The organism is Parabacteroides sp. AF21-43 (assembly GCF_003635435.1).
GTDB classification, from domain to species: Bacteria; Bacteroidota; Bacteroidia; order Bacteroidales; family Tannerellaceae; genus Parabacteroides; species Parabacteroides distasonis.
Genome location: NZ_QTMG01000031.1, coordinates 41,320 through 63,264 on the forward strand (window position 1 = coordinate 41,320; position 21,945 = coordinate 63,264).

The 21,945-nt window shown below is 43.4% G+C and carries 14 protein-coding genes; 5 read left to right on the forward strand and 9 right to left on the reverse strand.

Features of this window, described 5'->3' with window-relative positions:
• Nucleotides 1-13: 13 nt before the first annotated feature.
• Genes DWX84_RS17960 through galE form a run of 3 tightly spaced genes read left to right on the forward strand, consistent with a single transcriptional unit; the run spans nucleotide 14 to nucleotide 2,249 of the window.
• Nucleotides 14-598: an RnfABCDGE type electron transport complex subunit E gene (locus tag DWX84_RS17960; protein ID WP_005865370.1), complete on the forward strand. Its 585-nt coding sequence runs from the start codon at nucleotides 14-16 to the stop codon at nucleotides 596-598.
• Nucleotides 599-610: 12 nt separating this feature from the next.
• The gene (rsxA, locus tag DWX84_RS17965) at nucleotides 611-1,183 is read left to right on the forward strand and encodes an electron transport complex subunit RsxA (RefSeq protein WP_005855659.1); all 573 of its coding nucleotides are present in this window, start codon (nucleotides 611-613) and stop codon (nucleotides 1,181-1,183) included.
• A 25-nt stretch (nucleotides 1,184-1,208) separates the two neighbouring features.
• Complete coding sequence (gene galE / locus DWX84_RS17970; protein WP_005855657.1) at nucleotides 1,209-2,249, forward strand: UDP-glucose 4-epimerase GalE; 1,041 nt, start codon at nucleotides 1,209-1,211, stop codon at nucleotides 2,247-2,249.
• Nucleotides 2,250-2,318: 69 nt separating this feature from the next.
• Here galE and DWX84_RS17975 read toward each other — a convergent pair whose 3' ends face one another.
• The 9 genes from DWX84_RS17975 to DWX84_RS18020 all read right to left on the reverse strand — a co-directional run bounded on the left by DWX84_RS17975 (nucleotide 2,319) and on the right by DWX84_RS18020 (nucleotide 17,093).
• Nucleotides 2,319-4,700: a hybrid sensor histidine kinase/response regulator gene (locus DWX84_RS17975; protein ID WP_121961314.1), complete on the reverse strand. Its 2,382-nt coding sequence runs from the start codon at nucleotides 4,698-4,700 to the stop codon at nucleotides 2,319-2,321.
• Between the two features lie 38 nt (nucleotides 4,701-4,738).
• Nucleotides 4,739-5,371, reverse strand: coding sequence for an HAD family phosphatase (locus tag DWX84_RS17980; protein ID WP_057327143.1), 633 nt, complete (start codon nucleotides 5,369-5,371; stop codon nucleotides 4,739-4,741).
• Nucleotides 5,372-5,493: 122 nt separating this feature from the next.
• Nucleotides 5,494-6,741 (reverse strand): DUF1015 domain-containing protein, encoded by a 1,248-nt coding sequence (locus DWX84_RS17985; RefSeq protein WP_005855651.1) that lies wholly within the window; start codon nucleotides 6,739-6,741, stop codon nucleotides 5,494-5,496.
• A gap of 72 nt (nucleotides 6,742-6,813) precedes the next feature.
• Nucleotides 6,814-7,737, reverse strand: coding sequence for an NAD(P)-dependent oxidoreductase (locus DWX84_RS17990; protein ID WP_005855649.1), 924 nt, complete (start codon nucleotides 7,735-7,737; stop codon nucleotides 6,814-6,816).
• A 17-nt stretch (nucleotides 7,738-7,754) separates the two neighbouring features.
• Complete coding sequence (serC, locus tag DWX84_RS17995) at nucleotides 7,755-8,822, reverse strand: 3-phosphoserine/phosphohydroxythreonine transaminase (RefSeq protein WP_121961315.1); 1,068 nt, start codon at nucleotides 8,820-8,822, stop codon at nucleotides 7,755-7,757.
• Nucleotides 8,823-8,954: 132 nt separating this feature from the next.
• Nucleotides 8,955-10,226, reverse strand: coding sequence for a replication-associated recombination protein A (locus tag DWX84_RS18000; RefSeq protein ID WP_005865358.1), 1,272 nt, complete (start codon nucleotides 10,224-10,226; stop codon nucleotides 8,955-8,957).
• Nucleotides 10,227-10,707: 481 nt separating this feature from the next.
• Entirely contained in the window at nucleotides 10,708-12,276 is a 1,569-nt protein-coding gene (locus DWX84_RS18005; protein ID WP_008780940.1) for a SusD/RagB family nutrient-binding outer membrane lipoprotein, read from the reverse strand.
• Nucleotides 12,277-12,298: 22 nt separating this feature from the next.
• A complete protein-coding gene (locus DWX84_RS18010; RefSeq protein WP_005865354.1) occupies nucleotides 12,299-15,496 on the reverse strand; it encodes a SusC/RagA family TonB-linked outer membrane protein in 3,198 nt (1,065 codons plus the stop codon).
• A 688-nt stretch (nucleotides 15,497-16,184) separates the two neighbouring features.
• A complete protein-coding gene (locus tag DWX84_RS18020; RefSeq protein WP_005807145.1) occupies nucleotides 16,185-17,093 on the reverse strand; it encodes an IS1595-like element ISBbi1 family transposase in 909 nt (302 codons plus the stop codon).
• Nucleotides 17,094-17,179: 86 nt separating this feature from the next.
• On the opposite strand from DWX84_RS18020, the gene DWX84_RS18025 reads away from it, so the two are divergent.
• On the forward strand, nucleotides 17,180-20,353 hold the full coding sequence (locus DWX84_RS18025) for a SusC/RagA family TonB-linked outer membrane protein (RefSeq protein WP_048928382.1): 3,174 nt from the start codon (nucleotides 17,180-17,182) through the stop codon (nucleotides 20,351-20,353).
• A gap of 15 nt (nucleotides 20,354-20,368) precedes the next feature.
• The gene (locus DWX84_RS18030; protein WP_048928381.1) at nucleotides 20,369-21,898 is read left to right on the forward strand and encodes a SusD/RagB family nutrient-binding outer membrane lipoprotein; all 1,530 of its coding nucleotides are present in this window, start codon (nucleotides 20,369-20,371) and stop codon (nucleotides 21,896-21,898) included.
• Nucleotides 21,899-21,945: the final 47 nt, after the last annotated feature.

A 21,945-nucleotide genomic window follows, 5' to 3' on the forward strand; every position in this document is an offset into this window, starting at 1 on the left:
GGAGGACAGAGCAATGAGTAATCTAAAAATATTGATGAATGGTATCATCACGGAGAACCCGACATTTGTATTACTGTTAGGTATGTGTCCTACCTTGGGAACGACCTCTTCGGCCATCAACGGCATGAGTATGGGATTGGCTACGATGTTCGTATTGATTTGCTCGAATATCGTGATCTCCGCCTTGAAAAACGTAATCCCCGACTTGGTGCGTATCCCGGGATATATCGTTGTGATCGCGACGTTCGTGACCGTAGTGCAGATGTGCATGGAAGCATTCGTTCCGGCTTTATACGCTAGCTTAGGATTATTTATCCCGTTGATCGTGGTAAACTGTATCGTACTAGGACGTGCCGAGGCTTTCGCTGCGAAGAACGGCGTAATCCCATCCGCTTTCGACGGAATCGGTATCGGACTGGGCTTCACGATGGCTCTTACACTGCTGGGCGCTTGCCGTGAGTTCTTGGGAACCGGTAAGTTATTCAACGTAACCTTGATGCCCGAGGAATACGGTTCGTTGATCTTCGTATTGGCTCCGGGAGCGTTTATCGCCTTGGGTTATCTGGTAGCAATAGTAAACAAACTGCGTAAAGCATAATAAACGGATCATATGGAATATATATTGATATTTATCGCCGCCGTATTCGTTAATAACGTTGTACTGGCACAGTTCTTGGGAATTTGTCCGTTCTTGGGGGTATCTAAGAAAGTGGAGACTGCCGCAGGCATGGGAGCCGCCGTTACGTTCGTGCTTACGATCGCCACGATTGTTACATTCCTCGTGCAAAAATACATATTGGACGCTTTCGGATTAGGGTTCATGCAGACGATCAGTTTTATCCTGATTATCGCCGCCTTGGTACAGATGGTGGAAATCATATTGAAGAAGGTCTCTCCCGCCCTTTATCAAGCGTTGGGTGTATTCCTTCCGTTGATCACCACGAACTGCTGTATCTTGGGTGTGGCTATCCTTGTAATCCAAAAAGAGTATAATTTATTAGAATCTGTGGTATATGCTATCTCGACCGCTATTGGATTTGCGCTAGCTTTGATTATCTTCGCGGGTATTCGGGAGCAACTAGCCATGACGCATGTTCCGGAAGGCATGAAAGGCACTCCTATCGCCTTGATAACGGCCGGTTTGCTAGCTATGGCTTTTATGGGATTCTCGGGTATCGTATAACAAACTTATCTAAATGAACACTAGAATGAAAAAGAAGATTTTAGTAGCGGGCGGAACCGGTTATATCGGCTCACACACCACAGTAGAATTGCAGAACGCCGGATATGAGGTAGTCATTATCGACGATTTGTCAAACTCGAATATCGAGGTGCTCGATGGTATCGAGAAAATCACGGGCATCCGTCCGGAGTTTATCCAATTGGATCTAAAGGATAAGGAAGGTACTCGCAAGGCATTGGAAGCTCATCCGGGCATCAAAGGCATTATCTTGTTCGCCGCTAGCAAGGCGGTAGGAGAATCCGTACAGCAGCCTTTGAAGTATTATCGCAATAATATTGTCACTTTGGTGAACTTGTTGGAGATGATGCCTGAATTCAATATCGAAGGTATCGTATTCTCTTCCTCTTGTACGGTATACGGACAACCGGACCCGGAGAACTTGCCGGTAACCGAGAATGCCCCGATCAAACCCGCTATGTCTCCTTATGGAAACACGAAGCAGATCAACGAGGAGATTATCCGGGATACGATCCACGCAGGAGCGCCTTTCAAGAGCATCATCTTGCGCTACTTCAACCCGATAGGCGCTCACCCAAGCGCAGAGATCGGCGAGTTGCCAAATGGTGTTCCCCAGAACTTGATCCCGTACTTGACACAGACGGCTATGGGTATCCGCAAGGAACTAAGCGTATTTGGCGATGATTATGATACAGCAGACGGTTCTTGCATCCGTGACTATATCAATGTCGTAGACTTGGCGAAAGCACATGTAATCGCTATGGACCGTATGCTTGAGAATAAGTCTGATGAGCATATCGAGATATTCAACCTAGGTACCGGCAATGGTGTTTCTGTCCTTGAACTGATCAATACCTTCGAGCAGACAACAGGCGTTAAGGTTCCGCACAAGATCGTGGGCCGTCGTGAAGGTGATATCGAGAAGGTATGGGCCAATCCGGAGCACGCGAATAAGGTATTAGGCTGGACCGCCAAGGAGACTTTAGCCGACACCCTGCAATCCGCATGGAACTGGCAGAAACGTTTGAGAGAACGTGGCATCCAGTAAATAACACAAAAAAAGAGGCCGTATCTGATAGCGCTTAGCTAAGATACGGCCTTTTTTATATCCTTATATCTACAAGTACTTCTCTAAGATCTCAAGAACCTTCCCGAAATCGATCGGCTTAGCGATATGCTCATTCATTCCGGATTCTTTACACAACTTGATGTCTTCCGCAAATGCGTTCGCAGACATGGCTATTATCGGCATGGACTTGATATCCGGACGTTCTAATGCCCGAATATGGCGAGTAGAGTCGTACCCGTTCATGACCGGCATCTGGATATCCATAAATACCAAGTCATAATATCCCGGACTAGAGTTTTTTACCATATTCACCGCGACAAGGCCATTTTCCGCCTCCTCTACCACCGCACCGGTCTCTTCTAGCAACACAGTCGCTATTTCCCTATTCAAGCTATTATCTTCCACCAGCAAGATCCGCTTACCCTCAAAGTTACCGAAAGGATATTGAGGCTTCTCCGTCTCTTCCTCTTTTTTCTCTTGCTTGATAGCGAAACTTTTCATCAAATAAAATAACTTGGATTTCATCAACGGCTTACTTATGAATCCATCGACACCGGCTCGTTGGGCTATTTCCTCAAAATGCGGACAATCATAAGCGGAAAGAATAATGATCGGAATATCCCGGCCAACGACTTTTCGGATACGGGTAGCGGTCTCGATCCCATCCATTCCCGGCATTTTCAGATCAAGGATAACGGCAAAATAGTCATCATTAAGATGATGTGCCCTCTCTACTTTCCCGATAGCCTCCTCACCAGAAATGGCATACTCGCCTTTCATACCGATCTCGTTAATCCTCATACATGCGTTCTCGCAACACACGATATCATCGTCTACCACGAGAACCGGTAAATCCCTTAAATGATCATCCTCAAAACACCCTTGATCCTGCAATTTCAACTGCATCGTAAATGTAAAAACGGAACCTTTGCCATATTCACTCTCCACCAGAATCTCACCATTCATCATATGAGCGATATTACGGCTTATCGCCATGCCTAAGCCGGTTCCTTGTATATTCCGCAGGGTTGCGTCTTCCGCACGTTCAAATGGCTCGAAAACCTTGTGTAAGAAATCCGGCTTTATCCCGATACCATTGTCTATAACCGTAACCTCAAATAAACCATAATCACCATTTTTAATTGGCTTTTCCCGTATCTCAAGTGTTATTTTCCCATAGTCCGGCGTATACTTTATGGCGTTCGACAGCAAATTCAACAATACTTGCTGAATCCGTTGCACATCGCCAATCAGCTTTTCATGTTTGACTTGAAACAAGTGAACCCGGAAATCCTGAAACTTCTGACTGACCGAAGTCTGAACCATAGTAATTACGCTTTGCAATAACTCGCCCATATCGAACTCCTCGTCTGTCAGCAAAATATGTCCGCTCTCTACCTTAGACATATCCAAGACCTCATTGATCAAGTTCAATAACAATTTGGAAGAAACCATAATTTTCTTCAAGCAATCCACTATACGCTCCCGATCGTCGATATGCATACTGGCGATAGTGGTCATACCGATAATGGCATTCATCGGAGTACGTATATCATGGCTCATACGGGATAAGAAATCCGATTTAGCCTGATTTGCCGATTTAGCCACTTGTAGGGCATCTTGAAGTAATTGCCTTTGCCGCTCTTCCTCACGAACCTCCATAATATCGGTCCGGGTCAAAAGAAGTATATTCCTCTCCTTATCGAAAAAGCTAAAACGCATCTTCTTATCCCTAAAAACGCCATTCTCCATCACCTGACAGAACAAGACATACTCACGGGAATTTCGTAAGACAGATAAGACATGATCTAGGGAAAGATTTCGGGTTAACTCATCTCGCTGATCCTCCGGCACATATTTGTGGTGGAACTCGGCTACCTCTTTTTCATAGTCATTACTCGCTATCGGGGGGACCGGCGTCCCACTTTCACGATTGGAAGTATACATGACATAGCTATTCGTGTTTGCCTCTATATAAACGACATAATCATACTCAGTCTGAACGGCAGCCTCTACGATCTGTGCCTTGCGGCAATGATTCACATAACGGCTGGAAAGAATGATACGATCCGGAATTCCACTCTTATCTTTCAAGATACGAATAAAAGCCTCATGCCACTCAAAACCAAACAAATCATTACAGAAACGCATGTCTAACTTCTTATTCGCTACGCCGCTAGCCGCCATTTGCCGCAATGAATTCAAGGATAAGATCTCCTCCCATTTCCCTAAATCCGCAGGATATACATATTCTTGAATGTAAGTCTGGCAAAGTTCTGTATAATCCAAACATTCTCCTTCCCTTTCGGGAGTCATCGAATCTTTGATTATCTCAACCTTTTCATTACCTAATGTGACGATCCAAAGCGTATCGACTAGCTCGTTTACACCACAGAGTAGTTCTTCCAAATTTAAAGTAGTATTTGTCATTTTCAATGATATAGATTTAATTAAGAGGAATAGAGATCCTATGATTTTGAGAGTATTTCATCAAGCCTCCCTCTCCAATCCTCTCCATTCAAAGGCTGATAGGTATGGAACCCTAGTTCCTGCCCCACTACGATATTATTCTTACCATCATCTACAAATAATGTTTCCTCTGGTTTGATTCCTGAATCCAAGACCATGCGATCAAAAATTTCACGATCCGGCTTCGTGACACCGATCTCATAAGAGAGATACAATTTATCGAAATAATCATTTAATGGACGGCCCGCCGGCGTAAACTCTTTTGTCTGTGCCCATTCAAGCTGTATGATCGGATTTGTATTGCTCAATAAATAGACTTGATATTTCTCACGGAGTTTTAATATGTAGTCCAATTTATATTGGGGAACGCCGCCAATGAAGCCAAACCAAGCCCAACAAATATCCTCATAAGAAAGGTCTTTACCCGTATACTTCCGTAAATAGCGACAAAACTCCTCTACTCCGATCTTTCCGGTCTCCAAATCTTGAAAAACCCCTTTTTGTTCGTAAGGATCTATCAATCCATCGGCATCTTTGACCCCAATCTCTATTAAACGGCGAACAGGTTCATCCCGGTCCAAATCTATGATAACGCCCCCCAGATCGAATACTATATTTTTTATTTTACCCATTGCGATACTATTTAAGTCCCAAAGATACAATTTATTCCGTATATCTAGGTTACAAGGATAAAAAAGGGTATAATCTTCAACGATTATACCCCAATCCAAAGCTATATTTATGTATATAAGACTTAATCCAATTTATGGATCACCAAACCAGAGCGAAGCTTCGGTTCGAACCACGTCGTCTTCGGCGGCATGATATTACCCGTATCGGCGATATCCATCAATTGCTTCATCGTAACGGGATACAAAGCCAAGGCAACCTTCATCTCACCGCTATCCACACGGCGTTTCAATTCACCCAGGCCACGGATACCTCCCACGAAATCGATTCGCTTGTCCGAACGTAAATCCTTAATGCCTAAAATCTCATCCAGAATCAAGTTCGAAGAGATCGTGACATCCAATACGCCTATCGGGTCATTATCATCGTACGTACCGGGCTTAGCGGTCAAAGAATACCATTTCCCTCCTAAATACAGGGAGAAATTGTGCAAGGCACCCGGTTTGTAAATAGCAGAGCCCTTCTCCTCTACCACGAAGTTTTTCGTTAATCTCTCAACGAATTGTTCCTCGGTCAAGCCGTTCAAGTCTTTTACCACACGGTTGTAATCGATAATGGTCAATTGGTTGGCCGGGAAGCAAACAGCCATGAAATAGTTATACTCCTCGTCTCCCTTATGATCCGGGTTTTGCTTGGCCTTCTCCGCTCCTACCAAAGCAGCAGCGGCGGAACGATGATGTCCGTCGGCAATATACAACGCAGGCATCTCCCCGAATAACTCCGTGATGCGGGCGATGTCCTTATCCTCATCGATAATCCAGAACGTATGGCCGAAACCGTCTAATTTCGCCACGAAATTATATTCGGGCTCACGAGCCGTATATTTCATAACGATAGCGTCTAACTCTGAGTTGTCGGGATAAGCGAAGAATACCGGCTCGATATTAGCGTTGTTGACACGTACGTGCTTCATGCGATCCTCCTCCTTGTCACGGCGGGTCAGCTCATGTTTCTTGATCGTGCCATTCATATAATCGGGAACATAAGCCCCGACTACCAACCCATATTGAGTCTTGCCATTCATGGTTTGGGCATAAACATAATAGCATTCTTTCTGATCCTGAACCAACCAACCTTTTTCCTGAAAATTATTGAAATTGGCGGCGGCCTTCAGGTAAACAGCCGGATCATGCTCATCCGTCCCTTCTGGGAAATCGATTTCCGGTTTAATGATATGGTAAAGGGATTTCTCGTTTCCTTCCGCTTCCGCACGAGCTTCTTGCGAGTTCAATACGTCATAGGGACGGGAAGCCACCTCCTCTATAAATTCTTTTGGCGGACGAACTCCCTTGAAAGGTTTTATTTTTGCCATGGTAATTAAATCTAATTGGTTTATGTATCAATGTAGAGACGGGGCGTGCCCCGTCTCTACAACCGGATATTCTTATTTATTAACCCGATACTTTTCATTGCCATTCACCAAGAAATCAACGATCTGCTTGGCGGCGGCGATACCAGCGTTGATATTAGCCTCGGCGGTCTGGGCACCCATCTTTTTCGGGGTGCTGAAATAACGACCGGCATATTTCTCGGCCAATTCCGCATGGATAGCGGGCATAATATCTGTCAAGTACTTGAAGTCCGGACGCTCTTCCAACATCTTAGCGAGTCCAGCCTCATCCATCACCTCCTTACGAGCCGTATTCACTACGATAGCTCCCTTCGGCATGGAATTCATCAACTCGAAATTGATAGAACCCTTCGTCTCGGCCGTAGCCGGAATATGCAAAGAGACGATTTGGCAAGCCTTAAACAAATCGGCTGTAGAAGCTACAGCCTTCACACCATCGGCCTCAATCACGGAAGCCGGACAGAACGCATCGTAAGCGTAAACCTCCATACCGAAGCCTTTAGCGATACGAGCCACGTTACGGCCCACGTTTCCATAAGCCAAGATACCCAATTTCTTTCCTTTCAACTCTGTTCCGGAAGTACCGTTATAGAAATTACGAACCCCGTACACCAACATACCGAATACCAATTCGGCGACAGCGTTAGAGTTTTGTCCCGGCGTATTCATCACGCATACCTTATGGGCAGTAGCCGCATCCAAGTCCACGTTATCATACCCCGCACCGGCACGAACCACGATCTTCAGGTTCTTAGCGGCATCCAATACCTCAGCGTCCACCTTATCGCTACGGATAATCACGGCATCGGCATCCTTAACCGCATCCAGCAATTGCGCCTTCTCTGTATATTTCTCCAAAAGAGCCAGTTCCATGCCAGCGCCTTCCACTACCTCCCGGATGCCTTTCACAGCGACAGCGGCGAAAGGTTTCTCTGTAGCAACTAATATCTTTGCCATGTCTGAATCCTCCTTAATTAATATTGTTTCTCGAACTCTTTCATGCAAGCTACCAAAGCCTCCACGCTGCTCTTCGGCATCGCGTTATAAAGAGAGGCACGGAAACCACCTACAGAACGGTGTCCCTTGATACCTACCATACCAGCAGCAGTAGCATATTTACTGAACTCGTCCTCCAACTCCTTATACTCATCATTCATCACGAAACAAACATTCATGATCGAACGATCTTCCTCCGCTACCGTACCACGGAACAACTTATTGCGATCGATCTCATCGTATAAGATCGCCGCGTTCTCAAGATCCTTCTTCTCCATAGCGGCGATACCACCTTGTTCCTTATACCATTTCAAGGTCTGTAAAGCCGCGTAAATAGGCAATACAGGAGGTGTATTGAACATGGAATCCTTTTTAATATGGGTAGCGTAGTTCAACATGGTCGGGATCGGACGGTCTACATGTCCTAAAGCGTCCACACGAACGATAGCCAAAGTCACGCCGGCAGGAGCCAAGTTCTTTTGAGCACCCGCATAGATAATATCATATTTGGAAATATCGATCGGACGAGAGAAAATATCGGAAGACATATCGCAAACCAAACGTTGCTTCACATCCGGATCCTTACGCATCTCTGTTCCGTAAATCGTATTATTAGAAGTAAAATGGAAATAATCCGAGTCATCAGCGATCGCATAACCCTTCGGGATGTAAGTATAGTTCTTGTCTTTGGAAGAAGCGACAACATCTACCTCCCCAAACAACTTAGCTTCCTTGATAGCGTTCGAAGCCCATGTGCCGGTATCCAAATAAGAGGCTTTCTTATTCAACAGATTGTAAGGAACCATACAGAACTGCATGCTGGCGCCACCGCCCATGAATACAACCTCATAGCCTGCCGGAACATCCAGTAATTCCTTGATCAACGCACGTGCCTCGTCGTTTACGGCTACAAACTCCTTACTTCTATGAGAGATCTCAAGAAGTGATAACCCCATACCCGCAAAATTTTCTACCGCAGCGGCTGTATTCTTAATTGTATACTCGCTCAAGATAGAAGGACCTGCATAAAAATTGTGCTTCTTCATACCAATGTCTTTTTAGAATGTTATTATAAATAAAGTAACTATTTTTTCAAAAACAGGCGGCTAATGTAACTATTTTTTCTCATTTGCCGACACTTTTCGAGCATTTTTTAATTTACAATCAGAATATGTCAATTAAAAACGATCTCCCCAAAGGCGCCTCATTTGCTCAATTAGTTTGTGCTCGGCCGGATTTTCCTGTCCTTTCCACAAACGTTCGCCCAAAATTTCCTTCGGAAGATACTCCTGCTTTACAAAATGATTTTCGTAGTCGTGCGCATATTTATATTCCTTGCCATACTCCAATTCAGCCATTAATTTGGTAGGCGCGTTGCGTAGATGAAGCGGTACGGGTAAATTCCCAGTCCGGTTAACAAGTGCCAAAGCGTCGTTGATCGCCATATAGGCCGAATTACTTTTCGGGCTGCAAGCCAGATAAACGGTCGTCTCGGCCAGGATGATCCGGCCCTCCGGCCAGCCGATCTTCTTCAAGGCATCGAAACATGCGTTCGCCAGCAAAAGCGCATTCGGATTCGCCAATCCGATATCCTCAGAAGCGGAGATCACCAACCGCCGTGCGATAAACTCAGGGTCTTCTCCCCCGGCCACCATACGGGCGAGCCAGTAAATGGCGCCATCGGGATCGCTACCCCGGATCGACTTGATAAAAGCGGAGATTATATCGTAATGCATCTCCCCTCCCTTATCATACGCCGCAGGGTTCTCCTGCAACCTCTCCACTACCTTCTCATCCAGAATCTCAATATCGTCACTCTCCTCGGCAGACACCACCAGTTCCAGAATATTCAGCAACTTCCGGGCGTCTCCTCCCGAGTAACGTAACATGGCATCCGTTTCCGTCAGCCTTATGTTTTTATCCTTCAGAACGACATCCTCGGCGATCGCCTTATGCAATAGCGTAAGCAAGTCATTCTTGTCCAGCGATTTCAACACGTACACCTGACAACGGGATAACAAAGGACGGATTACCTCGAACGAGGGATTCTCCGTGGTTGCCCCAATCAGCGTCACCACGCCCGTCTCCACGGCGTTCAGCAATGAGTCTTGCTGCGACTTACTGAACCGGTGTATCTCATCAATAAACAATATCGGTGATACCGTATTGAAGAAGCGGTTGCTCTTGGCCTTCTCTATCACCTCCCGCACGTCCTTCACTCCCGAACTGATCGCGCTTAACGTATAAAAAGGCGCATCCAACTTATTCGCTATGATCTGCGCTAAGGTAGTCTTCCCTACTCCCGGCGGCCCCCACAATATAAAAGAGGGAACCCGTCCCGCATCAATCATCTTCCTCAACACGGCTCCCTGGCCTACCAGGTGCTTCTGTCCGATATAATCATCCAACGTCTTCGGACGTAATCTCTCTGCTAATGGTTGACTCATCATGGAAGCAAAAGTCGGACATTTTATTTACTTTTCAAAGGATAAGTCAAGAAATTTATCGTATAAAAAGAATGTTAAACAACAGGAAATAGTGACATAATGAAAGAGTAATCATCACAAACACACTTTTACCCATATAATATACTAACATTATGACAATAAAAATTTAACATTCCCTTAGTTCCCTATCCTTTTTATCCCATACTTTTAGCGATATCTTCTTAACACATTATACCTTCTTTCTTGAAGCATTAAATATCTATCAACTGGTGCATGATCGTCCAACAGTTGGTGCATGATCATGCAACGACTGTTAGATGATCATGCACCAATTGTTAGATGATCTATATTTCCATATAAAACCAATAAGCCTTCCAAGGAAATGGGATAAGGGAAGCTATCAAAACATGTAAGATATATAACAAAAAAAGATGCCCCTCCATAATCGGAGAGGCACCCTATACATTATATTATATATGTTAGATTAGCGAGTTCCGCCAGCCCACCATACAGGCTCTGAATATACGTATTGACCGTCGCCATAAGCGGCTTTTACTTCCGGATTTGATACCACGTCACTATTACCATAAGGCATACGAAGAGGGAATTTTTTCGTATTCGCCAATGTCACGAAATTCTCTCCTAATCCTTTCATTCTACGGATATCATTAAAAGTCTCGGTAGCCTCTCCCGATGCCCCCCACAAAGCCAGATATTTCTGGATCATGGTCTCTTTCAAAGGATTTACAGCAAACAGCGGTTTAACTTGGTTCTCGAAATATGTATTGGCCGTCTCCTCTGTCATTTTTTCTGAATTCACGACCATTTTGCTACCCATATAAGTGATAGCAGAAGAGACACTTCTTTCAGCATTTGCGATTCCGGCAGCTACCGCCTCTTTCAACGCTTTCTCGGCGTCAGACGTACGGTTTAAGCGACATAACGCCTCAGCTTGCAAGAATTTCAACTCATGATAACTCATCAACATCGTAGGAGCCGTGTTTGAATATACAAAGGCGGAAACACCATATTTCTGCATATTCTGCTCAGGAGTACCATTCGGGGCCGGAACTAAGTTCTTATCAGCAGAGCCTGTAACCTGTACGCGTTTCTTGTCAGCCGTAGTAGGAGAAAGCATCACTCTTTCCAATCGAGGATCTTTACGCTCAATCAACTTGTCCGTCAAGCTCTGGCTATTGGCAAAACCAGCGCGAGAATCGAAGTAACCAAAGAATGGGTTGATATTATTCGCATCATAGACAGCGTATGCAGCCTCGTCATCCGCAGAAGTAAAAGATTTTGATACATAGTCCAAAACCTTATTCAAGTCAGCTTGCTTATCCGTGGAACGATTGATCAGACGCATCGTATAACGAGCCTTCAAACCATAAGCGAATTTAATCCATTTCTCGGCATCTCCATTATACAAATAATCATACGTACCAACCGGTGAACGATCAGACTGATTCAAATCCTCGATCGCCTTGTCCAAGGAGGCCATTATAGAGACATAAATCTCCTCTTGCTTATCTATTTTAGGATTCATATTCACCGGTGAGCCATTCTCATCCAATAAAGAAGCTTCACTATAAGGTGTATCTCCAAATATATCCGCCAATAGAGCGCCATTGTAAGCTTCCATGACCTCAGCGATACCTCTCGTCACTAAATTTCCCTCATCACGCTTACCTTCTTGACATTGACCGATAATAACACGAGCGTTCTTCAAGCTTGTATAAACATTTCCCCACGTATTCTCAAACGTAGAAGAGGCAGAAGGCTCATTCAAACGAATTTCCGCGTTATATAACTGGTTTTCGATACCCACTTCATATTCCACGTAGGAAGATGAATAGGTATTGAAGTCTCCGCTAACGTTGGAAAATGCAGTAGAAGTAATCAAGTCGGCCAAGATAAATTTGCCATCCACGCTATTTGTATGGCTCGTATCTTGGTTAATCCGATCCATTACATCCTCGGAACATCCAGCCAATGCCAAGGATACGGCCGACATAACAGCCAACCCTTTAAATGATTTTATTATTGTATTCATATATATCTGTCTTCTTTATAAATTAGAAATTTACGTTGACACCAAAACCGTAGCTAGATGTACCCGGTAAGGAGAAACGCTCGAAAGCGCCAGCCATATTGTTATTTCCTTGAGTAGCCTCCGGATCGAAGCCTTTTATCTCAGACCATACAATGATATTACGGGCGAAAACATTCACGTTTACATTCAAGTTATCTTTCTTATATACAGGATATGACAATGAAAGTTCACGCAATTTCAAGAACGAGTTGTCATAGACATAGGCTTCGTCAATGCCCCTCACGCTTTTGAAATACTCCTCTGCATCTGATCCTTTCACTCCACCCGTATAGGGAACATAGATAGGTTTACCATCCGCATCTACGCCCTTCTGTTCAACAGCAGCATAGTCAAAATGATATTTATCACTCTTACGAACCTCTCCAGATAACTTACTTGTACCGTAGAAGTTCGTCTCACCAGCCGTACCACTATACATTTGTCCACCTTGCTTCCAGTCAAATACAGCAGCCAAACGGAATTTATACAACTCGATATTCGTATTGAAACCCAAACGGAAATCAGGAGAAACCTTACCGATTACTTGGGTCTCACCAGCCTCTGGTATACCTTTTTCGTTTACTACAATTCGTCCTTCGCCATCACGTTTGTAACCAACACCATAGATTACCGGGAATTTATCGCCGATACCTGCACGTACTTGAGGAGTCACGAAACCACCCAACATAATGCTCTCTACGCCCGGAGCCAACTCGTCTACATAATTGTCGATCTTTGAGAAGTTAAAAGCGAAGTCCAGCTTGAAATTCTTCGTATCAACCGGAGAGATACCTAATGTAATCTCATGTACGTTTGAGTGCATCTTTCCACCATTCATCATCATACTGGAAGCACCTGTGGAACCAGCCAAAGGCACCTCGAAGATTTGGTCTTTCACGTTCTGACGAGAATACGTATAATTCAATGAAACTAAACCGTTCAAGAAAGTCAAGTCAGCACCAAGCTCATAAGACTTCGTGTTCTGAGGCTTCAAGTTCGGATCATAAACCACGAAATAAGGAATATACGCCATATTTCCATTAATCGGATACATAATAGGTGTTCCCTGGAAGAAACCACCACCATAACTTGGCGTATAATAATAAGACGGCACATATTCTCCTGCCATACCTACCTCTGCGTAAGAGCCACGGATCTTACCAAATGTCAAGATATCATTCTTCAAGGCTTCCACTTCCGTGAATACCCATCCAAGGGATACGGAAGGATAAAAGAACGAACGGTTATCTCTCGGCATAGAAGACACGATATCGTTACGTCCCGTAACATTCAAATAAAGCATATTCTTCCAAGCCAAAGATAAGCTAGCGAAGTTACCTACCGTACGTTTTCTCTTATACTCATGAGAGCTGTTAAATACAGAAGCGTTGTTCAAATGGTTCCAGCCCGGGAAGTTGAAGCTATATCCCACGGCTTGAGTATTACTGATTCGCTTATCTACAAGCTCATTACCCAACAAAGCATCGAATACGAAGTCCTCATTGATATTCCAGTTATACGTAAACGTCAACAATGAGTTCATCTCATTTACCGTAAAACCGTATTCGCTAGCATAACCATTCGCATAACCAGTTGTACCGTAGCCGTAAATATCAGAGTAATTGGTCGTATAAGCGTCATCACCAATTTGGTATTTCACATCCAATTTATGATTGTCCGTACCAAATTTAGTAGAATACTTCAAGAACGCATTCCCGAAGAAACGTTGAGATCTCTCCGTAAAGCTATTATTGTCGCACGCCCAGTTTCCATCATCGATCCAGTTCTCACGGAACGTATTCTGAGTATAAGGATCACCTTCGATATGGGAAGGTATGCCCGCCATAGTATAACTGATAGGAGCCGTATAAACCGTAGCGGTAACACCGTCATTAGCGGTTCCTTGCTTCTTGATCTTTGATGTCACGAAGTTTCCGTTAAAACCAGTCGTCCAGTTATCATGCAATTGTGCCTCACCCGACAGCTTCACGTTATAACGATCCATTCCCGTAGAACGAACGATACCATCAGAAGTCGTATTACCCAAAGAGAATGAATAGTTTCCTTTATCGAAAGACTGAGCTACATTCACGGAGTTACTCCAAGTAACGCCAGTCTGGAAGAAATCTTTCGCATTATTATAAGCTTGGGGAGTAGCCCATGGATCCAATCCTGCCGCAGCACGCTGAGGCACATAGTATTGTCCATTATGCAATCCACCTTTCGTATATTCATTTTGTACATTACCGCCATATACAGGATCATTCGCCAAGTCAGAGATAGACGGTCCCCAGCTAAATCCCGAATATGGGTTATAAGCACCTTCATTACCTTGTCCATATTCAGTTTGTAACTCAGGTAATGTAGAAACCTTATCAAACGCAAGATTCGTGTTGAATGAGATCTGAGGTTTTCCTTTACGAGCACCTTTTCCGCTCTTTGTAGTAATAACGATCACACCATTAGAAGCACGCATACCATACAACGCAGAAGCAGCTTGTCCTTTCAAGATGTTGATACTCTCGATATCGTTCGGATCTAAGTCTACGGCACGGTTCGCATAGTCAGCTCCACTAACACTACCATTATTCATCGTATCCGTATTAACATCCGCCGTAGAAGCGATCGGCATACCATCGATCACATACAAAGGAGAGTTATCCCCTGTAAATGAACGGGCTCCACGGATCATGATCTTGGAAGATGCGCCTGGCATACCCGATGAGGAAGCGATATCGATACCGGATACTTTACCTTGCAAAGCCCCAGACAAACTAGTGTTAGCACCTTGTGTTAACTCATCCGATTTTACATCTTGCACGGCATAACCTAAAGCTTTCTTTTCCTTTGAGATACCCATAGCCGTAACCACGACCTCATCCAAGTTTTGGGTATCAGACATCAATGTTACATTTACATTGGGAGACACAACTACCTCCTTGGATTTCATACCGATGTATGAAATAACTAATTGCTTACCATCACTAGGAACATCCAAAGTAAAATTACCGTCAAAATCCGTAACTGTTCCCACAGTCGTTCCTTTTACGATAATGGACGCACCGATCACCGGCTCACCATCTTCTCCGACTACCTTACCGGTAACCTTCGAGGTCTGTGCCGAAACTACTCCTACGCTCATCGCAAGAAATAGTAGCACAGAAGTCAACTTTTTCTTCATAGACACATTCTTTTTATTTAAACTAAACTAGAAATTCAATTAAGCTTTCGTGGACTATAGTTCATACAGAACTACCAATTTTCAATTTTTTATTTAGTGTAGTCATATGAAAAAAAAATTATCATATAAGTTTAGGTCTGTTAAAATTCTGTAATAAATATATTGGATTTGAGAGATATTGTTTATCAGCCATATTGGGAGGATAAGAAAAGCCAGCCGTTTTTCACAAATATCTACATAAAATAAAGTTGTAAATATTTTTAGTGATAAGCTATATGCTATAAAATATCCAGAATAAGTTGATATCAAGTCCAATATCATGCCTATAAAGAGTAAGCTCACTATTTGTTACGATAAAATTAAGATAAAAATAATTTTTTTATTTGTCAAAAAGAAACTATCGGCAGCGATAACTCATTGATTTGTGATACGATCATGTCACCTGAGTCGATTTAGACAGTGGTTATATTGCAAATTGACAGATTTAACAATTAAGAAAACAAAGGAAATATATCACAATAATAATAATTTGTTGTTTTTTTCAGGTATAATTTATAGTTTTGCAACCGTTTTTCATTTAATAGGTATGTCGTAAAACATAAAATGGAGTAGTTCTGTATGAACTTAGTTAATCAACCATTAAAATGCAGAGAAAACATTTTTAAGTATATAGTTTCTGATTATCCGTTTATGCACCTGTTATATTCGCAATTACTAGTCTGTCAAAGAGTTTGTCTCCAAAATACCGTCTGTTTAATTTGTAAATAAACTCGTTGAGATACAACTGTAAGTATTTCCTTTTGATTTTATGGTAGTTGCCCAGCAATGTCCGTTTTGCATTACTGATTGCGATATGCACCCATTTGAGTGTTTCCTTGGTGGTTTTGGCGTCTGATTTCTCGGTGACGTGCAATTCCACCAGATCGGAGATGTCAACGTAAGAAGTGCTTTTGTCCGAAAATACGATGGCATCATCCTCCATGCAGTCCCTGACCACGCCGTTGATTCCTTCACTTTGATGGCTATCCAGTACCCTGGCCTTGAAATAACGCACATGCTTCTCCTTTTTGCCCGTTTCGATATCTTCCAACGGGGTGCTTTCGGCCATCACCGCAACGTTCTGCTTTCCCTCGGCTCCCCGGCCACGTGTACCCTTGCCTCGCTCGATTTCCTTACTGGCCACCGAAAAGTAACCCTCATCCAGTTCTATCATCCCTTCCAGTGTATACCTTGCATCCCGGTTGCCCATCGCCCTGCGGAGTTTGTGTACCATCGCCCATACCGGTTCGTAACGCTTCAATCCTAATTGCTTCTGGAGTTCGTTGGTGGAGAATCCCTTTTTTGTGCAACTCATCAGGAACATCGTTTTGTACCACACCAGAAACGGCAGCTTGGAGCTCTCCATGATCGTACCGCTGCGCAACGAGGTGCGGAAACGGCAACCTTTGCATTCATAACTCCATTTACCCTGTAACCAATAATGGGAAGTGCCCCCGCATCGCTTGCAGACAACCCCTTCCTTATCACGCTGCTCCTTGAAATGCAAACGACAATCTTCCTCCGAACCGAAATGAGCCGTAAAACTGAATATGTTCATAATCCCTGCTTTTTGAGCGCTAATATACTAAAAATATTAGGTGTGTTTGCGGAGAATCAGAATATAGTTAATAAATAAGTGTGTTTATGAAGAAAAAGTTGACTTCTGTGATACTATTTCTTGCATTGAGTGCAGGTGTGGTTTCAGCACAGACCTCGAAGGTTACCGGTAAGGTAATTGGGGAAGATGGAGAGCCGGTGATCGGTGCCTCTATTATCGTAAAAGGGACAACCGTGGGAACAGTCACGGATTTTGATGGAAACTTTGAACTAGAAGTACCTGCGAATGGTAAACAATTGGTTATTTCATACATCGGTATGAAATCTCAAGAAGTTGCGGCCACTTCTAATGTAAATGTAAAACTATTAGCCGATACCCAGAACTTGGATGAGGTCGTGGTTACGGCTATGGGTATCTCAAAGGAAAAGAAAGCTTTAGGTTATGCGGTTCAAGATGTGAAAGCGGATGAGCTGACGAAAGGAGCTAATACTAGTTTGTCTGGCGCATTACAAGGTAAGGTTTCTGGAGTGGAGATCTCTCCTTCTTCCGGTATGCCGGGTGCCTCTTCTAAGATCACAATTCGTGGTTCCAGATCTTTTACAGGGGATAATACTCCTTTGTATGTGATTGACGGTATGCCTGTCGCTTCAACGGCTGATGTGGACACCGGTAGTTCTGTTTCCGGTACGGACTTTGCATCTCGTGCGGTGGATATCGACCCAAACGATATTGAAAGCATTAATATATTAAAGGGACAGGCCGCATCTGCCTTGTATGGTATGCGTGCAACAAATGGAGTAATTGTCATTACGACCAAAAGTGGAAAGGGAGCCAGTAAAGGTAAACCTCAGGTCGCTTTTAATACCAGCTTATCTTTTGATAAGGTTTCAACGATGCCTGAATACCAAAAAGTGTATGCGCAAGGTACAAATGGCAAGTATAGCCCGTATGCTTCAACTTCTTGGGGACCACTAATCAGCGAATTGCCTAACGATCCGACTTATGGAGGAAATACGGATAATGAGTTTACCAAGCAATATGGTAAACATGAAGGTATGTATTATGTACCTCAGCGGGCCGCTGCGGGATTAGACCCTTGGGCTCAACCACAAGCTTACGACAATATCAAGGATTTCTTCAACGTGGGTACGACATGGAGTAACTCCGTGAATGTAGCTCAAGCTTTTGATAAAGGTAACTATTCCTTCTCGATCGGTAATACTACGCAAGATGGTATTATTCCAAATACAGGCATGGACCGATACAACGCAAAAATGAGTGCCGAAGCTCAATTACACAAGAACTGGTCTACTGGATTTACCGGTACCTATGTAAATTCGAAGATCAGCAAGCAGTCTAGTGCCAATAATGGAATCTTAGCTACTGTTTACGGAGCTCCTTCTAGCTACGATTTAGCCGGTATCCCAAGTCATGTTGAGGGTGACCCGTATACACAAAATACATTCCGTAGCACATCAGGTTTTGACGGAGCTTATTGGGCGGTAGATAACAACGAGTTCTTGGAACGTTCACAACGTTTCTTTGGAAATACTTATTTGAAATATTCTACGAAGTTCAATACCGATAATCACAAATTGGATGTCAAGTATCAGTTGGGTGTGGACTCTTATACGACTAATTATACGGATTCTTGGGGTTATGGACATGCAAATGGTTATGGAGAGATTGATCACTATGGATATTCAATCACGGAGTTGAACTCTTTGTTGACCGCTGCATATACTTGGAATATCAATGAAGATTGGTTGTTCGATGCCCTTGTTGGTAATGAATTGGTAGAGAATCAGCGGAAATTTTACGAGTCTTATGGAGCGAACTATAACTTCCCGGGTTGGAATCATATAGATAATGCTACAACTATGGTAGCATCCGAGTCATTACGCCGGAAACGCACAGTTGGTAACTTTGCTAGCATTTCATTGTCTTACGCTAACATGGTTTACTTCAACGCAACTGTTCGTAACGATATCGTATCTAATATGCCTCGTAACAACCGCTCATTCACTTATCCATCTGTTTCCTTGGGCTGGATTTTCACAGAATTAGAACCATTGAAGAATAATGTCTTGACTTATGGTAAATTACGTGCTTCTTACGCCGAAGTAGGACAGGCTGGAGATTATTATGATTCTTATTATACTACACCTGTTTACGGTGGTGGTTTTTATGGTTCTACTCCTATACAATATCCTATGAGTGGAATTACGGCGTTCACTCCATATGCTCGTGTGTATGATCCGAATTTGAAACCTCAGAACACGAAGTCTTATGAGTTAGGTGTGGATTTGACCTTCTTGAATGGTCTGTTCTCATTGAACTATACCTTCTCTCGGCAGAATGTGAAAGATCAGATATTTGAGGTTCCTTTGGCTGGTTCTACAGGCTCTGCAGAATTAGTAACCAATGGTGGCGCTATCCATACGAACGCTCATGAGATTACGTTGGGAATCAATCCGATCAATACGAAGAATTTTAAATGGGATATGGCATTTAACTTCTCTAAGATCGATAACTACGTAGATGAGCTGGCTCCGGGTGTAGAGAGTATTTTCTTGGGAGGTTTCGTTGATCCGCAGGTACGTGCGAATATTGGCGATAAATTCCCTGTAATCTATGGTACGACTTTCTTGCGTAATGACAACGGTGACATTGTCGTAGACGAAGATGGCTTGCCTCAGATCGGTAGTGAGGGTGTGATCGGTAAGGTTTCCCCGGATTTCCTCTTGGGTTTCAATACTAATTTTGAGATCTACAAATTCCGTATCGGTGCTACGTTCGATTGGAAATGTGGTGGACAGATGTATAGCGGTACATTGAACACGTTGAACTATTATGGTACAAGTATGGAGTCTGTTGAAAGTCGTACGGCCGAGACTTTCCGTTTTAGTCATCCGGCTGTAAAGCAGTTGGAAGATGGTTCCTATGTAGCTAATGACATAGATATCAAAGGCGAAGACGCTTTATCATATTATGACCGCATGACGCTTATTTCCGAAGCTGGTATCTATGACAGTGGTTTCTTGAAACTACGTGAGTTGTCCGTTAGTTATCCGATATGGGATAAGAATGGAATCAACGTGAACTTAAATGTTTTTGCCAGAAATATCATTCTTTGGTCTGAGTTGAAAGGTTTGGATCCTGAGGCTTCTCAAGGTAATAATAATATGGGCGGTGGCTTCGAGCGCTTTTCTATGCCGGGTGCTTCGAGCTATGGCTTCGGTTTAAATGTGAAATTCTAATAAAGGAAACAAAAGATGAAACTTCAAAATATCTCAAAAAAATTATTGACGGGAGTTGTTTTCACCGCAGCCTTGGTCTCTTGCTCTGAGGATAAGATGGATGAGATCAACAAAGATCATAATCATACCACAGCAGTTCCCGCAAAGATGATCCTTACGGATGTCATGACTTCGACTGCGTTTAGCGTGGTTAGCGGCGATTTCAATTTATATGGTGGTATGTATGTGGAACATGAGACAGGTTCGCATAATCAATTCTACTATGCGGAAACCCGTTCTTCTTGTACATCGGCTTCTACCTTTAATAACTCATGGGGGGGAACCTATTCGACACTGAAAGATGCTTTGACCTCAGTCAAAATCGCAGAAGAAGAGCAGAACTTCATAACAAAAGGCATTGCGGAACTTTTCGTAGCTTACAATTTGGCGATCTTGACAGATATGTATGGTGATACACCTTGGAAAGAGGCTTGTGACTATACAGTATCTATGACTCCCGCTATCGATAAACAAGAGGAGATTTATAAGGATATCATGGCCTATGTGGATGCCGCAATTGAAGATCTTCAGAAATCAGATCTGACGAGCCTGTCTAATCAAGATTTGATTTATAAAGGTGACGCTTCGGCTTGGCTAAAGACAGCTTATGGCTTGAAGGCTCGTTATACAATGCGCTTGATGGGACGTAGCGCTGATGTTAAGAGCGATATGGAAAAGGTGTTGGATTATGTTTCCAAGTCGTACACCTCGGCAGCCGAGCAATGTAGCTATGCTATGTATGGTGTGGGTGTTAATATCAACCCATTTTTCGGAGTATTCTATTCTCGTTTAGGTGAGGTAGCCAGCCGAAGTATGTTTGATAAATTGAATGAGCGTAATGATCCGCGTATCAGACGTTGCTATGTGGAGGCTAACAGCCAAACGATGATTGCTTCTAAGGATGATCCATTATTGAATCTTGCTCATAATGGTGATTTAGTGCAAAGTCAGTTAGAATATACTGTTTCCATGTTCTGTGCAGCTCAAACCGCTCCGACTCACATCTTAAGTTATCATGAGGTATTGTTCTTGAAGGCAGAGGCTTTGTGTCGTTTAAATCGTAAGGATGAGGCAAAAGCAGTGTTGAAAGAGGCTGTTGTCGCAGGTATGGCTAATATGGAGGTTAATATCAAGTCTGCCCTCGCTTCTGATTATTGGGGAGGTTTCTTGAATGTAACAAACGAGGTGACACCGGAGGAGGCCGCTTCTTACTTTGATGAGAATGTCGCTCCCTTATTCGATGCTAATCCTTTGAAAGAGACGATGATTCAGAAATATATTTCTTTCTGGAACGCAGATGGAGAGTCTACCGAGTGCTATAATGACGTACGTCGTTTGAAGAGCTTGGGTGAGGATATTTATGGCTTGCAAAATCCGGGTAAGTTCCCGTTAAGATGTCCGTATGGTAATGATGATACTACGACTAATCCTAATATACAAGCTGCTTATGGCGATGGTCAGTATGTGTTTACCGAAAACGTATGGTGGGCTGGCGGAACTCGCTAATCAATATATAAAAGCATAACGAGTGACAACATTCAAAAAAGGGGAAG